The sequence below is a fragment of the Actinomadura luteofluorescens genome (assembly GCF_013409365.1).
GTDB classification, from domain to species: Bacteria; Actinomycetota; Actinomycetes; order Streptosporangiales; family Streptosporangiaceae; genus Spirillospora; species Spirillospora luteofluorescens.
Genome location: NZ_JACCBA010000001.1, coordinates 5,019,918 through 5,040,534, shown reverse-complemented (window position 1 = coordinate 5,040,534; position 20,617 = coordinate 5,019,918). Strand labels below are relative to the sequence as shown.

18 protein-coding genes and 1 pseudogene are annotated in these 20,617 nt (G+C 70.7%); 12 read left to right on the top strand and 7 right to left on the bottom strand.

Features of this window, described 5'->3' with window-relative positions; genetic code table 11:
- Positions 1-13: 13 nt before the first annotated feature.
- On the top strand, positions 14-817 hold the full coding sequence (locus tag BJY14_RS23475; RefSeq protein WP_179845601.1) for a sigma 54 modulation/S30EA ribosomal C-terminal domain-containing protein: 804 nt from the start codon (positions 14-16) through the stop codon (positions 815-817).
- A 286-nt stretch (positions 818-1,103) separates the two neighbouring features.
- Complete coding sequence (locus BJY14_RS23470; protein WP_179845600.1) at positions 1,104-2,375, top strand: YncE family protein; 1,272 nt, start codon at positions 1,104-1,106, stop codon at positions 2,373-2,375.
- 407 nt (positions 2,376-2,782) lie between these two features.
- Here BJY14_RS23470 and BJY14_RS23465 read toward each other — a convergent pair whose 3' ends face one another.
- The gene (locus BJY14_RS23465; RefSeq protein ID WP_312879370.1) at positions 2,783-4,039 is read right to left on the bottom strand and encodes a DNA cytosine methyltransferase; all 1,257 of its coding nucleotides are present in this window, start codon (positions 4,037-4,039) and stop codon (positions 2,783-2,785) included.
- Positions 4,040-4,213: 174 nt separating this feature from the next.
- Here BJY14_RS23465 and BJY14_RS23460 point away from each other — a divergent pair, with 174 nt between their 5' ends.
- On the top strand, positions 4,214-4,651 hold the full coding sequence (locus BJY14_RS23460; RefSeq protein ID WP_179845598.1) for a very short patch repair endonuclease: 438 nt from the start codon (positions 4,214-4,216) through the stop codon (positions 4,649-4,651).
- Positions 4,652-4,719: 68 nt separating this feature from the next.
- Here BJY14_RS23460 and BJY14_RS23455 read toward each other — a convergent pair whose 3' ends face one another.
- Positions 4,720-5,697, bottom strand: a complete 978-nt coding sequence (locus BJY14_RS23455) for a NaeI family type II restriction endonuclease (protein WP_312879369.1) — start codon at positions 5,695-5,697, stop codon at positions 4,720-4,722.
- Between the two features lie 159 nt (positions 5,698-5,856).
- Here BJY14_RS23455 and BJY14_RS23450 point away from each other — a divergent pair, with 159 nt between their 5' ends.
- Positions 5,857-6,663, top strand: a complete 807-nt coding sequence (locus tag BJY14_RS23450) for a hypothetical protein (protein ID WP_179845596.1) — start codon at positions 5,857-5,859, stop codon at positions 6,661-6,663.
- Between the two features lie 90 nt (positions 6,664-6,753).
- On the opposite strand, the gene BJY14_RS23445 is transcribed toward BJY14_RS23450, so the two are convergent.
- The gene (locus BJY14_RS23445; RefSeq protein WP_179845595.1) at positions 6,754-7,524 is read right to left on the bottom strand and encodes a transposase family protein; all 771 of its coding nucleotides are present in this window, start codon (positions 7,522-7,524) and stop codon (positions 6,754-6,756) included.
- A 421-nt stretch (positions 7,525-7,945) separates the two neighbouring features.
- Between BJY14_RS23445 and BJY14_RS46665 the strand changes: the two are divergent.
- Together BJY14_RS46665 and BJY14_RS23435 are read left to right on the top strand one after the other, a co-directional pair.
- Positions 7,946-8,137 (top strand): annotated as a pseudogene (locus tag BJY14_RS46665) (DUF6069 family protein); the annotation flags it as partial.
- Positions 8,138-8,718: 581 nt separating this feature from the next.
- Positions 8,719-9,405: a hypothetical protein gene (locus tag BJY14_RS23435; RefSeq protein WP_218905565.1), complete on the top strand. Its 687-nt coding sequence runs from the start codon at positions 8,719-8,721 to the stop codon at positions 9,403-9,405.
- Positions 9,406-9,410: 5 nt separating this feature from the next.
- Here the strand turns inward: BJY14_RS23435 and BJY14_RS23430 are convergent, their stop codons facing one another.
- Positions 9,411-10,139 carry an HD domain-containing protein gene (locus tag BJY14_RS23430; protein ID WP_218905564.1) on the bottom strand — a complete coding sequence of 243 codons (729 nt, stop codon included), beginning with the start codon at positions 10,137-10,139 and terminating at the stop codon, positions 9,411-9,413.
- A 209-nt stretch (positions 10,140-10,348) separates the two neighbouring features.
- On the opposite strand from BJY14_RS23430, the gene BJY14_RS23425 reads away from it, so the two are divergent.
- Positions 10,349-11,848 (top strand): MDR family MFS transporter, encoded by a 1,500-nt coding sequence (locus BJY14_RS23425; RefSeq protein ID WP_179845594.1) that lies wholly within the window; start codon positions 10,349-10,351, stop codon positions 11,846-11,848.
- 69 nt (positions 11,849-11,917) lie between these two features.
- Here the strand turns inward: BJY14_RS23425 and BJY14_RS23420 are convergent, their stop codons facing one another.
- From BJY14_RS23420 to BJY14_RS23410, 3 genes are all read right to left on the bottom strand, one after another.
- Positions 11,918-12,889, bottom strand: coding sequence for a YbgA family protein (locus BJY14_RS23420; protein WP_179845593.1), 972 nt, complete (start codon positions 12,887-12,889; stop codon positions 11,918-11,920).
- Complete coding sequence (locus BJY14_RS23415; RefSeq protein ID WP_179845592.1) at positions 12,886-13,398, bottom strand: RNA polymerase sigma factor; 513 nt, start codon at positions 13,396-13,398, stop codon at positions 12,886-12,888. The genes BJY14_RS23420 and BJY14_RS23415 overlap by 4 nt, the downstream gene beginning before the upstream one ends.
- A 114-nt stretch (positions 13,399-13,512) precedes the next feature.
- Complete coding sequence (locus tag BJY14_RS23410; protein WP_179845591.1) at positions 13,513-14,445, bottom strand: MerR family transcriptional regulator; 933 nt, start codon at positions 14,443-14,445, stop codon at positions 13,513-13,515.
- Between the two features lie 216 nt (positions 14,446-14,661).
- On the opposite strand from BJY14_RS23410, the gene BJY14_RS23405 reads away from it, so the two are divergent.
- From BJY14_RS23405 to BJY14_RS23385, 5 genes are all read left to right on the top strand, one after another.
- Positions 14,662-15,192 carry a TspO/MBR family protein gene (locus BJY14_RS23405; protein ID WP_179845590.1) on the top strand — a complete coding sequence of 177 codons (531 nt, stop codon included), beginning with the start codon at positions 14,662-14,664 and terminating at the stop codon, positions 15,190-15,192.
- A complete protein-coding gene (locus BJY14_RS23400; protein ID WP_179845589.1) occupies positions 15,192-16,508 on the top strand; it encodes a cryptochrome/photolyase family protein in 1,317 nt (438 codons plus the stop codon). Before BJY14_RS23405 ends, BJY14_RS23400 begins: the two co-directional genes overlap by 1 nt.
- 53 nt (positions 16,509-16,561) lie before the next feature.
- Entirely contained in the window at positions 16,562-18,067 is a 1,506-nt protein-coding gene (locus BJY14_RS23395; protein WP_179845588.1) for an SDR family oxidoreductase, read from the top strand.
- Between the two features lie 177 nt (positions 18,068-18,244).
- Positions 18,245-19,714 (top strand): phytoene desaturase family protein, encoded by a 1,470-nt coding sequence (locus tag BJY14_RS23390; RefSeq protein WP_179845587.1) that lies wholly within the window; start codon positions 18,245-18,247, stop codon positions 19,712-19,714.
- Complete coding sequence (locus BJY14_RS23385) at positions 19,711-20,616, top strand: phytoene/squalene synthase family protein (protein WP_179845586.1); 906 nt, start codon at positions 19,711-19,713, stop codon at positions 20,614-20,616. Before BJY14_RS23390 ends, BJY14_RS23385 begins: the two co-directional genes overlap by 4 nt.
- The last annotated feature ends 1 nt before the right edge of the window (position 20,617 follow it).

The following is a 20,617-nucleotide window of genomic DNA, read 5'->3' as shown; positions in this document are numbered from 1 at the left end:
ACGGGGGGACGACATGGACCGGGCGACGACCAGGGCCGCTCCCGAGGTGGCCGTGGAACACCGGGGAAGGGTGCCGGAGGGCGCCACCGACTACGCGCGCTCCAAGGTGAGCGCGGTGTTCACGCACGCGCCCGAGCCGGTGCTGTTCGCGCGCGTGAAGCTGATCATGTCGCCGGACCCGGCGGTGCCGCGCCCGGCGACGGCCCAGGCCAACCTGGACGTCAACGGCCGCCTGGTCCGGGCGCAGGTGGCCGCGCCGACCATGACCGAGGCCGTCGACCGGCTCCACGACCGGCTGCTGAACCGGCTCGACCGGGTCTCCCGGCACTGGGAGGCCCGCCGAGGCGCGTACCCCACGAGCCCGGCCACGGGCCCGCACGAGTGGCGGCACGGCGCCGAGCCGACCCAGCGCCCGGACTACTACCCGCGCCCCCCGGAGGAGCGCGAGCTGATCCGGCACAAGTCGTTCACGCTGACCTCCGAGACGCCCGACGAGGCGGCCTTCGACATGGAGGTGCTCGACTACGGGTTCCTGCTGTTCACCGACGTCGAGACGGGTGAGGACAGCGTCATCTACCCCGCCGACCACGGGTACCGGCTGGCGCAGACGACGCCCCGCGAGCGGACGGGCGCGCCCCGCGCCATCCCCCTGACGATCAGCCCGCGTCCCGCGCCCGAGCTGACCATCCAGGAGGCGATCGAGCATCTGGAGGTGGCCGGCGTGCGCTGGGTGTTCTTCCGCGACGCCGAGACCGGGCGGGGCAACGTCCTCTACCACCGCTACGACGGGCACTACGGCCTGATCATCCCCGCCTAGCGCGGAATCCCTCGATACGGGTCTTGCGGCGCACAGCACCCCTGCCTACTATCCAGTAACCAAAGTCTGAATACGGTGATGTTCGGATTTGGGCGGATTCTCATGCGGCCCACAAGGCCGGCGGAATCCAGGGTCGGCCATGCCCGCGACCGTTCGTCACCGCGCAGCCGGAGCCGCGGCCCGCGCGGGAGGGTCCCGCCTGGCCGCCGTGCGCCGGCATGGACGCGGAAAGGTTCCGCGCTCCCGCCCCCTCTGGGCGACCCCCACCCCCCTGGGAGAAGCAAGCATGCACGCTGCGACCACCCCTGCCCGCCCCAGACCGCACCGTCGCCTGCGGAGCATCGCCGCCGCGGCCGTCCTGGCCGCCGGCGCCCTCGCCCCCGCCGTCGCCGCGACCACCGCGCACGCCGCCCCCCTGCGCGAGGTGATGTTCGTCGGCAACAACTGGGAGGGCACCGCCGACGTCATCAAGTCCAGCGGCGACTTCGCCAGGATCGGCCGGATCGACGTCGTCCCCGACAAGAGCCAGCGGCTCACCGCGATCTACCTCAACCCGATCAACCTGGCCGTCTTCCTGGGCATCCGCGCCACCGCCGGCGAGGGTCACGACCAGCTCGTCGACGACCTGTACTCCACCCCCGACGGCTCCGCCCTGGTCGCCTCGCGGCCCAGCTTCGGCGACGTCGTCTCCATCGACCTCACCACCGGGAAGGTCCGGTGGCGGTTCGCCGTCTCGGGCTACCGCGCCGACCACATGTCGGTCTCCCCCGACGGCACCAAGGTCGCCGTGTCGGCCTCGCTCGGCAAGGTCGTCCACGTCCTGGACATCGCCACCGGCAGGCAGCTCGGCTCGTTCGCCACCGGCGACAAGCCCCACGAGAACATCTTCACCAGGGACGGCCGGTACATCCTGAACATGTCCATCGGGAACGTCGAGACGGACTTCGACGACCCGTCCCAGGACTGGACCAAGGGCGACCGGCACATCACGATCGCCGACGCCTCCACCTACAAGGTCGTCAAGACCATCGACATGCGCTCCCGGCTGGACGCCTTCGGCCGCAAGGACCTCTCGAACGCGATCCGGCCCGCGGTGTTCTCCCCGGACGAGTCGAAGCTGTACTTCCAGGTCTCGTTCTTCAACGGCCTCGTCGAGTACGACATGGCCACCGACAAGATCACCCGGGTGAGGACGCTGCCGAAGAACCCGGCGACCAGCGACGACCGCAAGACCTTCGTCAACGACTCCCGCCACCACGGGCTGTCGATGAGCCCCGACGGAAGCAGGCTCTGCGTCGCCGGGACCATGGACGACTACGCCACCGTCGTCAACCGCTCCACCCTCCAGGAAGGCCCCCTGGTCACCGCGTCCAAGCCCTACTGGGCCACCGTCAGCGGCGACGGCCGCGCCTGCGTCATCTCCGAGAGCGGCGCCGACCAGGTCACCGCCATCGACTTCGGCACCGGCCAGAAGATCACCTCCGTCCCCGTCGGCGACCACCCCCAGCGCGTCCGCCTGGCCCACATCCCCGCCACCTGGACCGGCACCACCGGCTGACCTCCGTCCCCGACCGCCACCGGGACGCAGAGCCCCGCTCCGCGTCCCGGTGTCAGCCGCTATGTTTCTCAAGTCCAGTCATCCACACGATGGCCAGACATTGTGCTGTCGCGAGTTGTGATCCTTACTGTGCCCCGTACGTCGACCAGATCCGATACGACAGGGTATGGGCCGACCCAAGCCGATTGTGGTGGGCTCTTCCAGCGTGCCCGCCAAGCCTGCCGATCCCGGCGCGGCGCCACTTTCTGACGAACGGGGCCAAGAAGCGTACCTTGCCTGAGGAAAACGACGCTTGCCGGTATAAGCAGACAAGCGTGGTACAACGCCTGGCCACCGTCAGGTTTGGTAACCGGCCAAACTCCGCATCACCCTCGTTGACGAACGACTCCACCTACTTTGGACCAGCCTTAGCTAATCGTGGGTAGCTGGAGTTGGAAGGCTTCGTGGCGAGCGTGGTCTTCCTGGCCGGTAAATGCCTTGAACTCGCCTAGGCGGTAGGCTGTGGTACTGCCGCGTTTCTTTTGCTCGATGAAGAAATCGCGCTTGAGGTGGCTGATGTGACGTTCAAGCGTCGGCTGGTCGATTGGATGAGGCAGGAGAGCAGAAATCTGCTCAACGTCCATGAACCTGGTGGATTTGCGAAGAACCTTGTAGACGGGGTCATGAATACGCGGACTTTCCTCGACGATCCGCTGTGGCTCGCCCTTATGAAGCAGGGCATCCCGGATCGACGTTCCGATCGCTTCGGCTACGGGAGGAGGGAAAGCGTTTCCGATCTGGCGATATATGGAAGTCTTCCGCCCTGAGAAATTCCACCTGTAGTGGTCGTCATCCCACCCCTGGATATGACTGACCATCTTCCAGGTCAGCTTTGGCAGAAGGTCGACGGGGTCGTCTGGCCCGGGTGGCTCGTTGGCGATTCCCCACCCGTCGACGCCCATGGCTTCCCAAGCCGCCTTCGCGCGTGTCGGGCCCAGGTCAGCCCCGCCATGCTTCTTGGAGCCGCCGACGATCGTTGGAGCGATCTTGCTCGCCTTGCTGCGCCAGGCGTCGGCACCGGGCCAGCCCCGGGAAGCCATGAGGTCGTGGAGTAGCTCTCCGACTGTGAGAGGAGCAGGCTGAGGCTGGGGCCATTCGAAGTAGGTAAAGTCCTCTGGCCGCATAGCAACCAGCACGAAGCGTGGCCTCAGTTGCGACACCCCGTAGTCAGCTGCTTGCAGGAGCTTCCAGTCGCCGACATATCCCAGCTCGTGAAGCTCGTCGAGGACGGCCTGCCGGTAGGCGTTGAAGCGGTTCATGCTGAGACCGCGGACGTTCTCGAGAAGCAAGGCTCTAGGTCGTATGACCTTGCATTGCTTGATGGTCCAGGCAAAGAGGTCGCGCTCGTCAGTCGCGCCTAGCTGCTTGCCGGCGATGGTGAAGGGAGGGCACGGGACGCCTCCGGCAAGCAGGTCGATGCCGTTGTAGTCGGCTGGCCTCCAAACTTCGGAGTCAGCGACGTCACCTTGCGCGACCTTCCACTGAGGCCGGTTGAGCTGGAGGGTATTGCAGGCGTTGGTGTCTAGCTCGACCGCGAGCGCGTGCTCGAAGCCTGCTCGCTCGAGACCGAGTGACTGACCGCCCGCTCCAGCGCAGATCTCTACAACCTTGAGCTGCTCCGCCACGGAGTCCTCCTCTGATGCCTGAGTGCCGAGCGGGGAAGCAGTCATGAGCAGTATCTTCTCTCAAGAGTCCCCCAGGTTGGCGAATCGAGAGCAGATCCCGGCGACATCGTGTCTGACACACCAGGTAGCGACCCCCGGGAGCGGGCATGGGCCAAGGGCCTGTACCCGCGTCCCATGAACGAGGGGCGATCGCGCAACATGCGCGCCAACCGGCGTTCCAACACCAAGCCAGAGGTAGCTCTTCGTAAAGCTCTGCACGCGCTCGGCTATCGATACCGCAAGGATCTGCGGCTTGATCTTCCTGATGGTGTGCGCGTCCGGCCAGACATCGTCTTCACAGCGCGCCGTGTAGCCGTCTTCGTTGACGGCTGCTTCTGGCATGTCTGCCCTGAGCACGGCCGGGAGCCCACTACAAACGAGTGGTACTGGACGCCCAAACTGCGCCGGAACATGGAGCGAGACCGGGCCGCGAACTCTGCCCTGCGGGCAGCGGGCTGGTGTGTCGTGCGTCTTTGGGAACACGAACCCCTCCCCGCCGCTGTTGATGCTGTGATCGAGGCTGTTGGGCCCACCGCGGCCGAACGCAGGTTCGAAGGTACAGCGCACGACTGACGAAAGCAGGCGGCTGGAGGGAGGGGCTCCGTCCCGTTGCAGGTTTGCCCGTTCAAGCCTGATATAGGCTATGTGCGCAGCGTCCTGCGGCGGATGTCAGGGAGTTCCGGGGCTGGCTCAGGCTCGTCAGAGGGGAGTGCAACCGCCCAATGCTGAGCCCCAAGCACGACCGTCGGCACGTCCCCATGCTGCGGACCCCTGCGGGCTAGCCGCACGCTGACTGATTCGCCCGGCCCTGGCACGGGGAGCCGCAGGGCCTCAGCGATGGCTTGATGGCTCCTGTACTGGCCAAGAATCACGATCCCTTCGGGTTGAAGGGTGCTGCGAGAGCCGCCGTTGCCGCGGACTCGCTTCATGTAGTCGTCTTGCTGTGCGACCGTAGCGACGACGTTGCGGCTGATCCGGCGTCCCTGAGCTAGCCGGAAAAGCATGTCCACGCGCTTCTGGCCGCCTGCGGAACAGTTGAAAATCACATCGAGATCGTGAGCAGGGATGCGGAGCAAGGCGTTCTCCGGCAAAGGCTGGTCCTGGTAGATCCAGTTGACGGCTCGCTTCCCCTCCTTGGACAACCACCGCTTACGATCGCGGTTGCCCTGTGAGGAAGACAGGACGTCCTCAGTAGCGCGAATCAATCCTGCTGACCAGATGCCCTCTTCATCACTGGCCCATAGCCCGAGCAACAGGTGCCCGATCGCTTCGGGCGGAATCATCCAGTCGCCGAGCTTCTGGGAAAACTTACAGTCGACGTCAATACCACGGATAGCGAAGTCCATAGTGGCGCCATCTTCGAGGTCGAACTCACGCTGCAGGTTGATCTCAACCAGCGTGCCGAAGTGGGTCTTCTCGGTCTTGTGGAGCTGCTCCCACCTGTAACGGCCGGTGTGCTGCCCGTCGAGCAGTATGTCGTACGTACGCCGCAGCACACGAGCGATCCGCGCGCCTTCCGGGTCTGCTTTCAGGAAGTCCGCCGCTACAGCGCGGAGCTCAGGGTCGTCTGGAGGCTCAGGTGAGGAGAGCGGCGGCTGCTCTACGGGGGAGGCTGACACGGAGGGCAGGCTAGCGAAGGCGCCTGCCCTCTGCAGATCTTCGTCCAGCTCCGGCCGCAAACCGCCACTGACGCCGCATCGAGCTACGGATGTCAGATGCCGCCCATACCATGACATCCTACTTTGATCTTGCTCCTCTCCCGAGACCGCGGAGTCGCTATGGGCACCGAGGCCACCACCGCCGCCGACGTACTTGACCTCTTCAACGTCACCCCGGCCACGAAGGAGAAGTACTCCTACTGGGCTGCCCGCAGAGCGCATGTCGTGAGTCACGTCAGCGCTCACCAGACACTCGCTGCTTACAGCATCCGCCCCGGAGACATCGAGGAAGTCTGCCGGAAGACAGCGGCAAACTATAGGGAACATGCCCTTGGCGAGATCCAGCGAGGCGATGTCGCTCAGATCGTTGACATCAGGGACTGGCGACCTGACTTCGCCTTCACCCACGTCTTTCACTTCACACTCGAGAGCCTCGGGCATGTCCCGACGTGGCAGGAGTTCAGGCAATTCGCAAGCGAGGACCAGCGTGCACGGACGATGCTCTGGGAGCCTGCCCAGGAGAAGATTGCCGAGGTTGCGGGGTCTGGCGTAACCGGACAGACGGCGAGGGCCGCCATGCAATGGCGGATCGGCAATGCTTTCTATTCATTCCTCCGAGAGATCTATGTCCTCGCCAATCTCCGTTCTACTGGTCTGGACGTCAGGATCCACCCCCTCGCCGACGCCCTCTTTCGCGTGGACGCATGGCTCGGCCGTACCATTCTTAACCTATATGTGGTTAATCCGAAGTTTCGTGCGGGGATCAAGGGTCGGAAGGAACGACCAGAGGACCTGCTCGCTGCGGCACCTGAACCCTTCTGTTTTGAGACTTTTTCACTCCCAGCCGCCGACAAATTCGGCCGTGTCCATCTACCTTCTAGGGAAGCCATCGAAGGCGCGGTCGAGGCCCTTTCCGACATAGGTTGATAGGTTGTGAAGCCGATCTCCGGCTCCCGCTGGACCGGTTCACATTCACCCCAATGACGGACTGAAGGATCACCTTGCCGTGAGCTCTTTTCAACGTGATGCGGTCTCGCGGAGTTGAAGGGTGTGGATGGCTTTGGCGAGGCGGCCGGCGCGGTGGGGGCAGCAGCGCAGCTTGCGCAGGATGCGCCATGACTTGAGCTGGGCATTCGCGCGTTCGCCGGGTCCGCGGAGCCTGGCGTGTGCACGGTTGGCGTCCTTTTGCGGTTCGGGCTTGTCGCGTCCCTTGTAGGGCGTGAGGATGTGCGGGCCGGCGCCCTGGTAGGCCTTATCGGCCAGCACCGGCAGGCCGGTGGCGGCCAGTGCCCGGACGACGCCCCAGATCCTGGCCGCGGCCAGGTCGTGAACTGACCCGCGCAACGGTCCCGACACCCACAGCAGGCTCCCGTCCGGTGCGGCGATGACCTGGAGGTTCATGCCGTGGCGGCGGTGTTTCCCCGAGTAGTAGGGCCGGTCGGCGGCGACCCGGTCGATCGAGATCAAGGTGCCGTCCAGCAACAGGTACGGCAGGCCGTCCTTGACCGCTTTGGCCAGCGCCGCGCCGAGTTTGGGCGCGTGGGCGGCCAGTACGTCGACGGTCTCGTTGATGTAGCGCCATGCGGTGGTGGTGGAGACGGCGAATCCGGCGCCCAGTTCGGCGTAGGTCTCGCCCTTACGCAGGTAGACCAGGGTCATCAGTGCTTGCATGCCCGGGGGTAGGCGCCGGCCCTTGCTGCCGATGGCCCTTCGGTGGCGGCGGACCACACCGGTGGCGTAGGTCAGGGTCTGACGCGACAAAGGCAGCGAAGCACGGTACAAAAGCATGCGAGGCCTCTGGTGGGGACGGGGGTTGTGAGAGATCAACCGTCCTACCAGGGGCTTCTTGACGTCCGGCATCGTCCACGCCGTCCGCGATCATGCTGTGACCAGCGCCTCCGAAGCTGCCGCTGAAAAAGGCTCCGTGTATAGGCCACCCAGACGGCCACTCCGAGATCCTGAGTTACGTCTCGGGGCGCAGCACCAAGCACTGAGCGCAGCCGGGTTACCGAGGGCCCTGGTGGCGGCTGGCTGCTCTGGCCCGGAGGTGGATAGAGGGATTGTCGTGGCCAAGGACAGGGCACGGTCACGTACGCCTACGAACATCGCATCGCCGCTCGTGTGATCTGGTCAGCGGACTTAGAACGCAGCGGAGACCGCGCGCGTAAACGGGGCAGATCGTCCTGGGTCCAGATTCGCCGCGCTCACCGCGCTGTCGCTGGCACCGGATCTGCTCGCGGATGCCACCGTCGTCACGAAGACACTGCTGATGCTGACGCACGTGGTCGCGGCCGTGATCGTTATACCCGTCGCCGCCCGCCGCCCGTCCGCTATGAAGGCCGATGGGCCGTTCGCCGAGACCAAGGAGCTCTGGATCATCCAGTGCGAGAATCTGGACTAGGCGCTGACCCGGGGGCAAAGTGCGCGCTGGCGTGCAGGGCACCGATCGAGGTGCGGCCGTTTCGAAGAGGCGTAGTGGAGGTAGGGCGCGGATGGATCTGGCGGGGTCCATCGGGCCGAGTATCTGGCCGACGAGGCCGTGCAGGACGCGTCCGCGGTGGCCCTGGGACGCCCCGCCGCCCAAACACTGGCACATGGATCGTGACCACCGCCCGCAACCGGGCGATCGACCGCCTGCGCCGCGAGTCCAGCCGTTAGGCCCGGTACGCGCAGGCGCTGCTGAACGGATCCGACCGGCCCGGAGAGGCGGGACCAGTGCGCGACGACCAGCTCCGCTTGATCTCCACGTCCTGCCGGCGCCCTCGCCGCACGCGCGGACCACGCTGACACTGCGGCTGCTCGGCGGGCTGGAGACAGCCCCGAAAGACCAGATCACGCGGGCTTACCTGGCACCGGAGGCAACGGTCGCTCAGCAGATCGTGTGAGCAAAGAAGAAGATTTTCAACGGCGGCATCCCCTACCAAGTGCCGCGCACCGCCGAGTTCCCAGACCGGCTGACCTCGGTGCTCACCGTTCTCTACCTTGTCTTCCACGAGGGGTACGCCGCTTCGGGGGCCTGGTGCGCGCACCGGCCTGGGCCTGGAGGCCCTCTGGCTGGCCTTGGAACTGGCCGAACCGGTGTTCGGCGAGCTCTTGTTGGACGGGGTGGCGAAGCTGGTGGCGCTACGGGCGGATGTGGCTGCGGTGGTCGCGGATGCCGGGATGCTCGGTGTGGACGTCGACGGGGCCGTCGAGGACGAGCATGTGCGGGTTCGGGTGTACTGCGAGGCCGTCGCGGCGGTCGCCGCGTCCGGACGTCCTGACGCCGGGCGCAGGATCGTGGCGCTGATCCTGCGCGATCCCGTTTCGTCGGTGGCCAAGACGGCGGTCGTCCAGCTCGTCGACGAGGTCGCGAAGAGGGCCGGCGATCCGGGCGGGTTCCAGCGGTGGGCGGCCGGGCTCCTGCCGGAGCTGCGCAGGCTGGAGGCGGACGGGCACCGCGAGTTCGTGCGTCGCCGCGTCCACGACTGGTCGGTCTACCTGGCGGTCGAGGAGGGGCGGGCGCCGTCGTCCGCCGAGTTGGCGGGCACCACGCCCTGGATGCAGCGCATGCTCGCGGAGAGGACCGCCTTCCTGCCCGTCCTTGAGCTGCTGGCCGAGAGCGGCGGGACGCGGAAGGTACGGAACATCGCCAGGCAGCGGGCCGGCGCGCTCGCGAGGAGGCGGTAGAGGCGTCAGCTCGCCCGGGCGGCGACGGCGTGGCCTTGCAGGATGGCCGTGAAGCGCTCGTCGGCGCGGTCGAGCTGGCCGGTGATGTGCTGCTTGATCCGCTCCTTGAGCGGCGTGTCGGGGCGGTTGATCAGGTCCTTGAGCTCCGGGACGAGCGGGCGGTACTTGCGGGCCAGCTTGCGGAGCTTGGGGCCGGTGGTGTGGATCAGGCCGACGCCGTTGTCGGTGAAGTCGGAGACCTTGATGACGCGGGCGGCCGGGTGGCGTTCCAGGCTCTCGACGACGTGGGCGCGGTACTGGGCGTGGACGTCCCCGCCGCGGTCGTAGACGGGGTTGGTCACGGCGCGGACGAGTTCGGCGACGCGCGGCCCGAACTCGGCGGACAGGACGCCGAGCGCGGCCTCCGCCGGATCGGCGTGGCCGTCGCCGGCCAGGTCGGCCGGGTGGTCCTCGACGGAGTCGTGCATGAGGGCGGCGACGAGGAGGTCCGCGTCGTCCATCTCGTAGTGGCACATGATGCGCAGCGTCACCCGGAGCAGGTGGTTGACCACGGGCTCGCGGACGCGGCGGTCCTGCCGGTGCAGGTCGCCGGCCAGCGCGAGCGCCGTGCTGAGGCGCCGCCAGTCCGGCTCGCGGAACCGCAGGATCTCGCGGGAGAACCGGTCGCGGAGTCCGGCCTCGCCGTACACCTCGGTGATCGTGTGGAGCGGAAGAGTCTGCAGATAGCTGGGCACCGTGTTCCCCTCTCGCGGGAGGTGCGCGCCCGTCCGCGGGCCGGAGGGGCGTTCCCGCGTACCGGTCCGACGCCGTCCGCGATCATCTGGTTCCGTCCGCCGCGGGTGTTCTCGCTGGTGGCGGGCCGGTGCCGCCGGGCAGTCGAAAGAATTCTCGAATCGAGCGATGAGTTCTTCGGGCGGCGCCGGTCTAACCCGGCATGACGACGATGCGAGAGCACGCAAGCGGCGGGACGGCGGGGACCGCGCCCGGCCGTTCGAAGACGCCCGCCGTGATCCGGCTGCTGGTGCTGGCCACCTTCGTGGTGATCCTCAACGAGACGATCATGATCAACGCGATCCCGCGGCTGATGGCGGACATGGACGTCACCGAGCAGGCCGCGCAGTGGCTCTCGACCGCGTTCATGCTGACCATGGCCGCGGTGATCCCGGTGACGGGGTGGTTCCTGCAGCGGGTCACCACCCGCCGCGCCTACGCCACCGCGATGGGCGTCTTCCTCGCCGGGACGGCGCTGGCCTCGGTCGCGCCGGTGTTCGAGGTGCTGCTGCTCGCGCGGATCGTCCAGGCGACCGGCACGGCGGTGATGATGCCGCTGCTGATGACGACGCTGATGACCGTGGTGCCCGAGGAGGACCGCGGCCGCGTGATGGGCAACGTGACCATGGCGATCTCGGTCGCGCCGGCGCTGGGCCCGGCGGTGTCGGGCCTGATCCTGCAGCTCGGCTCGTGGCGGCTGCTGTTCGCGGCGGTGCTGCCGGTCGCGGCGCTGGTCGCCTGGCGGGGCCTCGGACGGCTGGAGAACGTCGGGGAGCCGCAGGCCGGCACCATCGACTGGTTCAGCGTCGCGGCCGCCGCCCTCGGGTTCGGCTCGCTGGTGTACGGGCTGAGCAGGTTCGGGCAGGGCAGCGCGGTGGTCCCCACGGTGATCGTCGCGGTCGGGGCGGTCACGATCGCGGTGTTCGCCGTCCGCCAGCTCCGGTTGCAGCGCCGCGACGTCCCCCTGCTGGACCTGCGCGTCCTGCGGCACCCCGTCTACGCCCTCTCGCTGCTGCTGATGGCCCTGGGGTTCATGGCGATGATGGGATCGATGATCCTGCTGCCGATCTACCTGCAGAACCTGCGCGGGCTCACGCCGCTGGAGACGGGCCTGCTGATGATGCCCGGCGGGCTCGCGATGGGGCTGCTCGGCCCGGTCGTCGGACGGCTCTTCGACCGCTTCGGCGGGCGGATGCTGATCATCCCGGGGGCGGCGGGCATCGTGCTCGCCCTGGCCGGGTTCACGCAGATCTCGGCGACGATGCCGTACTGGCAGGTCCTCGGCCTGCACTCGCTGCTGATGGTGTCGCTGGCGGCGGCGTTCACCCCCGTGTTCACCCTCGGCCTCGGGGCGCTCCCGGCCCCGCTCTACTCGCACGGCAGCTCGATGCTGGGCACCCTCCAGCAGGTCTCCGCGGCCTTCGGCACGGCGCTGGTCGTGACGGTGATGACCGGGCGCGCCGAGGGCCGGATCGCCGACGGGGTCGCCGCCGCGGCCGCCCAGCTCGACGGGATGCGGCTGGCGTTCGTCATCAGCGCCGCGCTGTCCCTGGTGATGGTCGGGGTCGCGTTCCTGCTGCCCGGGCGGGCGAAGGCCGCCGCCGCGCCCGAGGCGCCGCCGGCGGCCGAGGCGCAGGCCGCCGACCGGGCTCTGGAGCCCGCCGCCCTCTGAACGGACAGGTGCCCACCGGACGGGCCGGCGGTGAGACTCGCTCTCACCGCCGGCCCGTTCGCTTCTGCCTCACAGGTAGTGGCGGAGGACCAGGTCGGCGGGGTACGGGTCCAGGTAGGTCTGCTGCGTCAGGTAGCCGAGGCCCTCGCCCTTGGCGTGGTGGCGCAGAAGCGCGATGGGGACGCTGAGGGGCGACTGTCCCTGGCGGTAGGTCTCGATGGCCGCCAGGAGGTCGTGGCGGCGGGTGTCGTCGAGGTGGTCGCTGAGCATCCCGAAGACGTGCTGGAGGGCGTTCATGTGGCGCCCGCGCTTGGGGCGGACGGCGAACGCCGCGCTGAACGCGTGCCGGTAGTCGGTCTCCAGCTCGTCCCGTGGCCGGGTCCCCGCCTGCGCGACGATCCGTCCGAGCGCCTGGTAGGCGGACGGGTCGTGGGCGAGGATCTGCAGCTTGTGGCGGCTGTGGAAGGCGACGAGGTCGCGGGGCCGCCAGTCGGCGCCGAACAGCTCGCGGAGCCGGGCGTGGGCGAAGATGCGCTCGATGAAGTGCTCGCGCAGGACGGGGTCGCGGAGGCGGCCGTCCTCCTCGGCGGGCAGGTCCGGGAGCGCCTCGCGGACGAGCTCGGCGAACACCCCGCGGCCCTGACGGTCCACGGGCTGGCCGTCGGTGCGCTCACCGGGCCCTCCCGAGGCGTAGCGCGGCAGGCGGAACAGCCCGCAGGACGGCGAGCGCGACTTGAGCACGTAGCCGTCCAGGTCCTCCAGCTGGGGGACGCGGGTCTCGGCCAGCGCGGTCATCGCGGCGGTGTGGTCGGCGGACCCGTCATGGGTGACGAGGTGCCCGTCGGTGAGCAGCCGGAGCGTGGGACGCGGCGTCCCGAGGCCGATCTCCATCTCCGGGCAGACCGGGACCCAGTCGACGTGCGGGTCCAGGACGTCGGTGAGGAACCGGTCGCGGCTGTGGCCGGCGTTGTAGCGGACCGGGGCGCCGAGCAGGCAGCTCGACACCGCGAGCCGGGGACGCGGGTAGGGGGCGGCGGTCATAGGAGCTCTCTCATCCGGCGCAGGCCGCGGGCCGTGCGCGCCTTGACGGTGCCCAGGGGGACGGACAGCCGGTCGGCGATCTCCGTCTGCGTCAGCTGCCCGAAGTGGGCCATGACGATCGCCTGCCGCTGCGGCAGCGGCAGGACCGCGAGGGCGTCCCGGACGTCGCAGGCGGTCTCCACGGACGGCGAGGCGTCGGGGGTCCGCGCGGCGGGAAGCTCCGCGTGGTCCTCCAGGGGCAGCGTCCTGCGGTAGTGGCGGGCCTCGGCGCGGAGCTGGTCGATGGCGCGCCTGCGGGCGATGGCGAGGACCCAGGGCTCCAGGTTGCGGGACGGGTCGAAGCGGCGGCGCGACTTCCAGACCTCCAGGAAGACCAGCTGGACGACGTCGTCCACGGCGTGCCGGGGCACGAGCCGGACGACATGGCGGCGGACGAGCGGGCCGAGCGAGGTGTAGCACTCGGCGAGCGCGGTCTCGTCCCCGCATGCGAGCCGCTCTCCCAGGTTCATGAGCTGGGCCTTTCCCGAGGGAATCGTTTCAAAACTTGTTCATAGTCGATTCCGGGGGCGGCGTCGAGCCCGACACGGCGACGGGTGATGCGATCGTGCGGCTTTCCCGGCGGATCAGGGCGCCGCGGGGCCGTCCAAAATCTCGGTGACGGCTTGGGAAAGACTCGTCACGAAGCGGACGGCGTCCGGCAGCCGGTCCCGCCTCCAGCCCGGGCCGCCGGCCAGCAGCCGCACCGCGGGACGGGTTCCCGGAAGATCGGACAGCCAGTCCGGGTCGCCGGTGCGGGCGATCTGCGACCAGACGAAGACGGTGCCCGGCCCCGTACGCCGGATCGCGGCGGCGAGGGCGTCCGCGGGCACCCGCGCCCCCAGCAGGCTCGCCGCGACACCGCCCTGCGCCAGCGCGGCGGCCAGCGCGTACAGCGGCAGGCTGTGCTGCTCCTCGGGGGCGCAGGCCAGCAGGACGGGCCGGACGTTCACCGGCCGCGCGGGCGGCGGCACCTCCGCCAGCCCGCCGAGCACCACGGTGGACAGCAGGTGCTCGACCTCGACGCAGCCGCCGGACGACGCGTGCTTGCGGCCGATGCCGACCAGGACCGGGACCATCAGGCCGTCCCAGGCCCGCACGACCCCGTCCCGCGCGATCGCGGTCCGGACGGCGTCGTTCATGGCGGGGACGTCCAGGGACATCGCCGCGCGGGCCAGGCCGCGCACCTCGGCGGTGTCCGCTCCGGCGGGCGCCTCCCCGACGGGCACGCGGTTGCCTCCGGCGCCGTGCCCGCGCGGCGGGCGCGGCTCGCCGGGCGGCTCGCGCAGCGCGACGTGGGCCGCCTCGCCCGGCGGGGCGCCCGCGAGGATCAGCCGCTGCATCGCTTCGAGCCGTGCCACGTCCCCGGGCGTGTAGCGGCGGTGGCCGCCGGGGCTGCGCCCGCTCGGGCCGATGCCGTACCTGCGGTCCCACGTGCGCAGGGTGGCGGCCGCCAGGCCCAGGCGCCGCGCCACCGCGCCCACGCCCAGTCCCGGTTCCCGGTCCGTCTCCCCACGCATGCGTTTCGATCTCCCGTGCTGCTCCGACGGCACAGCGTACGGCGTCTCCGGTTCCGCGACGTCCCCGGGCGGACGAGCCCACCGGTCGCACGGCCGCCTGGTCGTACGGTCTCCCTGGTCTTCGCCGGAGCCGGTCGTTCCGGTTGCATCCCGGGCCGCCCTGACCTCAGCGAACGCGGACGTGCGGATGCCGCCGCAGCGGGAAGGCTCACGGCCATGAGTGCGACGAGCGAGCGGCATCACGTCCGGACGAGCACCCGGTGGGCCGTCTACGGGGCCACCGCGGCGGCGGTGACGGCGACCGCGGCGGCCGGGGCCAAGGCCGTCGATCCCGGCAGCCGCTGGTACCGCGCCCTCGACAAACCCCCGTGGCAGCCTCCTTCCTGGGCCTTCGGGGTCGTGTGGACGCCGCTGTACGCGAGCGTCGCCTGGGCCGGCGGGCGCGCGCTGCTGAGGTCGCGAGGCCGCCGGCGCCGCGCCCTGGCCGCGAGCCTCGGCGTCAACCTGGTGCTGAACGCGGGCTGGAACCACCTGTTCTTCGGCCGCCGCAGCACGGGCGCGGGGGTCGCGGGCACGCTGCTGCTGGACGCCAGCAACGCCGAACTGATCCGCCGCACGGCCCGCGCCGACCGTGCCGCGGCCGCCGCGCTGCTCCCCTACGCGGCATGGTGCGCGTTCGCCACCGCGCTGAACGGCGACATCGCCTACCGCAACCGTTCGCGCCCCCGGCTCCGAAGACTCAGGTGATGGACACCTCGCTGATGCTGTTCACCCGCGACCTCCGGGTACGCGACAACCCCGCTCTGGCCGCGGCCTGCGAGGCCGGACGGATCGTCCCGGTCTTCGTCTTCGACGACGCGATCCTGGACGGTCCGTTCGCCGCGCCCAACCGTGTCCGGTTCCTGCTCGACAGCCTGGACGAACTGCGAAAGTCGCTCAAGGACCGGGGCGGCGACCTGGTGGTGCGGCGCGGCGACCCGGCCGGGGAGGTCGTCCGGCTGGCCCGCGAGACCGGCGCCCGCTCGCTGCTGCTCGCCGACGAGCGGACGGCGTACGCGGCCCGGCGCCTCGACCGCGTCCGGGAGGCCGCGCGCACCGACGGCCTCGACCTGCACGTGACGGCGCACCCCGGCATCACCGTGGTCACGCCCGGCGAGCTCACCCCGGTCAGCGGCGACCACTACAAGGTGTTCACCCCGTACTGGCGGGCCTGGGAGGCGGCCCGGTGGCGCCCGGCCGTGGACGCGCCCGAGAAGGTCCGGCTGCCGTCCGGTGTGAGGCCGGGCGCGCTGCCCCGGCTCGCCGACCTGACCTCGGGGTCCCCGTCCCCCGACCTCGCGCCCGGCGGGGAGCGCGCGGGACGCGAGCGCATGGCGGCGTGGCTGCGCGACGACGCCGCCGAGTACGACGACGTCCGCGACGATCTCGCCGCCGACCGCACGTCCCGGCTCAGCCCGTACGTGAAGTTCGGCTGCGTGTCGCCGCGCGAACTGGCGGAGGCCGCGCCGGACGCCTACCGGCGCCAGCTGGCGTGGCGGGACTTCCACCACCAGGTCGCCGCCGCCTTCCCCGACCTGCCGCGGCGCGACTACCGGTCGCGCGACCGGCGGTGGAAGGACGACGAGGACGCCTTCGCCGCGTGGTGCGACGGGACGACCGGCGTCCCGATCGTGGACGCGGGGATGCGCCAGCTGCACCGCGAGGGGTTCATGCACAACCGCGCCAGGCTCATCACCGCCTCGTTCCTGACCCGCGACCTCGGCATCGACTGGCGGCGGGGCCTCGGCCACTTCAACGAGTGGCTCGTCGACGGCGACGTCGCCGACAACGCGGGGAACTGGCAGTGGGTCGCCGGTACGGGGAACAGCACCCGGCCCGACCAGGTCATGAACCCGTTCCGGCAGGCGGCGCGCTTCGACCCGCGCGGCGACTACGTCCGCAGGTACGTCCCCGAGCTCGCCGGCGTCGAGGGGGCCCGCGTCCACCGGCCCTGGACGCTGGACGAGGACCGCAGGCGGTCACTGGACTACCCGCCGCCGATCATCGACCCGGACGACCGATGACCCCCGACGAGGGCGGCCCGGCCCGCCCGGCCGACGACGACCGAGGGAGACCGATGGACACCGGGGAAGGGCGGCTCTGCCTCGTCACGGGAGCCAGCGGCTACATCGGAGGCCGCCTCGTGCCGGAACTCCTGGACGCCGGATTCCGGGTGCGGTGCATGGCGCGCTCGGCCCAGCGGCTGCGCGACCAGCCGTGGGCGGACCGGGTGGAGATCGTCGAGGCCGACGCGACCGACCCCGCGTCGACCCGGCGGGCCCTGGAGGGCGTGGACGTCGCCTACTACCTGATCCACGCGATCGGCGGCAACGGCGGCTTCGCCGAGACCGACCGGCGGGCGGCGCGCACGTTCTCCGCCGCGGCGCGGGAGGCGGGGGTGGGGCGGCTGGTCTACCTCGGCGGCATGGAGCCGGAGGAGGAGCTGTCGGCGCACCTGCGGTCCCGCGCCGAGGTCGGCCGGATCCTGCTGGACGGCGGGGTGCCGACCGCCTGGCTGCGCGCCGCCGTGATCATCGGTTCGGGCTCGGCGTCGTTCGAGATGCTGCGGTACCTGACCGAGCGGCTGCCGGCGATGGTCACGCCGCGCTGGGTGCGCAGCCGCATCCAGCCGATCGCGATCCGGGACGTCCTGTACTACCTGGTGGCGGCCGCGGACCTGCCCGCGGACGTGAACCGGGGGTTCGACATCGGCGGGCCGGACGTGCTCACCTACCTCGACATGATCCGCGGCTACGCGCGCGTGGCGGGGCTCAAGCGGCGGATCATCCTTCCGGTCCCCGTGCTGAGCCCGTGGCTGTCGAGCCACTGGGTGGGGGTCATCACCCCCGTCCCCGGCGCCCTGGCGCGACCGCTGGTGGAGTCGCTGCGCAACGAGGTCGTGTGCAGGGAGAACGACCTCGCCGAGTACGTGCCGCCGCCGCCCGGCGGGACGGTCGGGTTCGAGCGCTCGGTCGAGCTGGCGCTGCGCCGCGTCCGGGAGGCGGACGTCGCGACGCGCTGGTCGTCGGCGAGCACGCCCGGCGCGCCCAGCGACCCGCTGCCGACGGACCCGGACTGGGCGGGCGGCAGCCTCTACACCGACGAGCAGGTCCGCTGGACCGGCGCGCCGCCCGAGCGGCTGTGGGAGGTGGTCGAGGGGATCGGCGGCGACCGCGGCTGGTACTCCTTCCCCGTCGCCTGGCAGGCCCGGGGCGTCCTCGACCGGCTGGTGGGCGGGGTCGGGCTGCGGCGCGGCCGCCGCGACCCGCGCCGGCTGCGGATCGGGGAGGCGGTGGACTTCTGGCGCGTGGAGGAGATCGAGCCGGGGCGGCTGCTGCGGCTGCGGGCCGAGATGCGGCTGCCGGGGCTGGCCTGGCTGGAGTTCTCCGTGCGCCGCGACGGCTCCCGGACGTCCCTCACGCAGCGGGCCCTGTTCCACCCCCGGGGTCTCGCCGGGCACGCGTACTGGTGGGCGTTCCGTCCGTTCCACGACGTGATCTTCGGTGGGATGTGCTCGGGCATCGTCCGCGCTGCCGAGCAGGGCCAGAAGCCGAAGGCGCGGGCGACCGTGCGGGCCCACTGACGTCCTGCCGCTCACGGCCCCCGCAGGTGGGGGATGCAACCGACCGGGCCTCGCGTCCCGAAGAACTGTGCAGACCTGAAGAACGACGCAGAACCGAAGAACTGCGCGGAACCCACTCGGGACGGCGATGGAGAAGAAGTTGCGAACCCGACTCGTGCCGATGAGAGGGCGGGGCTGATGGGAGGGCGTGGCCCGGTCGTCGTGATCGGAGCGGGTCTCGGCGGCCTGTCCGCCGCGGTCCATCTGGCGGCGCGGGGACGCGAGGTGGTGCTGGTCGAGGCCAGGGACGTGCCCGGCGGCTGCTGCGGCACCGTCCACACCGGCGGGTACCGGTTCGACACCGGACCTTCGGTGCTGACCATGCCGGACGTGCTCGCCGAGACGTTCGGCGCGGCGGGCGCCGACCTGGAGAGCGTGCTGCCGCTGCGGCGCCTGGACCCGTTCTACCGGCTGGCGTTCCACGACGGCTCCCGGCTGGACGTGGTGGGCGGCGCCGAGCGGATGGCCGCGAACGTCCGGGAGCTGTGCGGCCCGGCCGAGGCGGCGCGGTACCTGCGGTTCCGGCGGCGCCTCGGGGAGATGTTCGAGGCGGAGTGGTCGTCGTTCATCGACGCGGACATGACCCGGCTGCGCGGCATGGCGCGGCCCTACGCGCTGCTCAGGCTGGCGGCGGCGGGCGGGTTCCGGCGCCTGGACCGCTTCGTGGCCGGTCACCTGACCGACGAGCGGCTCGTCAGGGCCCACACCTTCCAGGCGCTCTACGTGGGGCTGCCCCCGCACAAGGCGCTGGCGATCTACGCGGTCGTCGCGCACATGGACACCGTCGGCGGCGTCTACTTCCCCGCCCGGGGCGGCATGCACGCCGTGCCGCAGGCGCTGGCGGCCGTCGCGGAGAAGGCCGGCGCCTCGATCAGGTACGGCGTCCACGCCGAACGGGTCGAGACCGGGGCGGACGGCGTGACGGCGGTCCGGCTGGACACCGGTGAGCGGCTCCCCGCGAGCAGCGTCGTCGTCGCCTGCGACCTGCCGCGGGCGCACGCCGGGCTGCTGCCGGACGGGGCCGGCGACTGGCGGCTGCGCAGGCCGCGGTACTCGCCGTCCTGCCTGGTCATGCATTTCGGGCTGGACCGGCGGCTGCCCGGGCAGTCCCACCACACCCTGCACTTCGGCCGCGAGTGGGGCGGCGTCTTCTCCGCCCTGGCGGCCGGACGTCCGCAGCCCGACCCGAGCCTTCTCGTGACGTATCCGGAATCGGACGACACCGCCGCGCCCGCGGAGCACTCGACGTTGAGCGTCCTGGAGCCCGCGCCGAATCTGGCGGGCGGAGCCGACTGGGACCGTCTCGCCCCGCACCTGGAAGACCGCCTGCTGGGCCGCCTGGCCGACCTCGGGTACGGCGACCTGTCGGCGGCGCCCCGGGAGACGTTCGACCCACCGGCGTGGGAGCGTCTCGGCCACTCGGCGGGCACGCCCTTCGCCCTCGACCACCGCTTCCGGCAGACGGCGTGGTTCCGCCCGTCCGGCCGGAGCCGCCGCGTCCCGGGACTGCACTTCGCCGGGATGTACACCGCGCCGGGGGTGGGGGTCCCACCGGCGCTGATCTCCGGGAGGCTGGCCGCCGCCCGGATCCTGGAGGGCGCCCGATGACGCTGACCGCGAGCTACGAGCACTGCCGCCGCCTGAACGCCCGGCACGGACGCTCCTTCTATCTGGCGACGCTGCTGCTGCCCGCGTGGAAACGCCGGCACGTCCACGCGCTGTACGGGTTCGCCCGCCATGTGGACGACATCGTCGACGAGTACAAGGCCACCGGCGCGGAGGGCCGGGGCGCGGCACTGGACCAGGTCAAGGAGCGGCTCGACGCGGCGCTGGCCGGCGAGCACGTCCGCGACCCGGTGCTGCCCGCGCTGGTGCACACCGTGCGGTCGTTCGACGTCGAGCGTGCGGACATCGACGCGTTCCTGGAGTCGATGCGCGCCGACCTGACCGTCACCCGCTACGCGACGTACGACGATCTGCTTGCCTACATGGAGGGGTCGGCCGCCGCCATCGGCCTGATGATGCTGCCCGTCCTGGAGACCCTGCCCGGCGCCGGGCGGTCCGCGCGCGAGCCCGCTCGGGAGCTCGGGCGGGCGTTCCAGCTGACCAACTTCCTGCGCGACGTGGCCGAGGACCTGGGCCGCGGCCGCGTCTACCTCCCGGCGAACGACATGAAGAAGTTCGGCGTCACCGAGGACGACCTGGCCTCCGGGACGTGCACGCCCGGCCTCCGCGAGCTGGTGGCCTTCGAGGCCGGCCGCGCGCGGGAGCACTACGCCCGGGCGCTGGAGGGGGTGAAGCTGCTGGTGCCGTCCTCGCGTCCCTGCATCCGCGCGGCGCACGAGCTGTACGGCGGGATCCTGGACGAGATCGAGGCGTCCGGCCACGACGTGCTGGCCGGGCGGGCGCGGGTGCCCCGCCGCCGCCGCGCCGTGATCTACGCGCGGCACCTGGTGGCGGCGTCCGCCGCGGGCCGGGCCGAGCGGCGCGTTCCCGCCGGGACGGTCTGAC

Bases quoted from the DNA above. Each gene is read 5' to 3' on its own strand.
- BJY14_RS23475 (WP_179845601.1), top strand. From the start codon at position 14: ATGGACCGGGCGACGACCAGGGCCGCTCCCGAGGTGGCCGTGGAACAC.
- BJY14_RS23470 (WP_179845600.1), top strand. From the start codon at position 1,104: ATGCACGCTGCGACCACCCCTGCCCGCCCCAGACCGCACCGTCGCCTG.
- BJY14_RS23460 (WP_179845598.1), top strand. From the start codon at position 4,214: ATGAACGAGGGGCGATCGCGCAACATGCGCGCCAACCGGCGTTCCAAC.
- BJY14_RS23450 (WP_179845596.1), top strand. From the start codon at position 5,857: ATGGGCACCGAGGCCACCACCGCCGCCGACGTACTTGACCTCTTCAAC.
- BJY14_RS23445 (WP_179845595.1), bottom strand. From the start codon at position 7,524: ATGCTTTTGTACCGTGCTTCGCTGCCTTTGTCGCGTCAGACCCTGACC.
- BJY14_RS23425 (WP_179845594.1), top strand. From the start codon at position 10,349: ATGCGAGAGCACGCAAGCGGCGGGACGGCGGGGACCGCGCCCGGCCGT.
- BJY14_RS23420 (WP_179845593.1), bottom strand. From the start codon at position 12,889: ATGACCGCCGCCCCCTACCCGCGTCCCCGGCTCGCGGTGTCGAGCTGC.
- BJY14_RS23415 (WP_179845592.1), bottom strand. From the start codon at position 13,398: ATGAACCTGGGAGAGCGGCTCGCATGCGGGGACGAGACCGCGCTCGCC.
- BJY14_RS23410 (WP_179845591.1), bottom strand. From the start codon at position 14,445: ATGCGTGGGGAGACGGACCGGGAACCGGGACTGGGCGTGGGCGCGGTG.
- BJY14_RS23405 (WP_179845590.1), top strand. From the start codon at position 14,662: ATGAGTGCGACGAGCGAGCGGCATCACGTCCGGACGAGCACCCGGTGG.
- BJY14_RS23400 (WP_179845589.1), top strand. From the start codon at position 15,192: ATGGACACCTCGCTGATGCTGTTCACCCGCGACCTCCGGGTACGCGAC.
- BJY14_RS23395 (WP_179845588.1), top strand. From the start codon at position 16,562: ATGGACACCGGGGAAGGGCGGCTCTGCCTCGTCACGGGAGCCAGCGGC.
- BJY14_RS23390 (WP_179845587.1), top strand. From the start codon at position 18,245: ATGGGAGGGCGTGGCCCGGTCGTCGTGATCGGAGCGGGTCTCGGCGGC.
- BJY14_RS23385 (WP_179845586.1), top strand. From the start codon at position 19,711: ATGACGCTGACCGCGAGCTACGAGCACTGCCGCCGCCTGAACGCCCGG.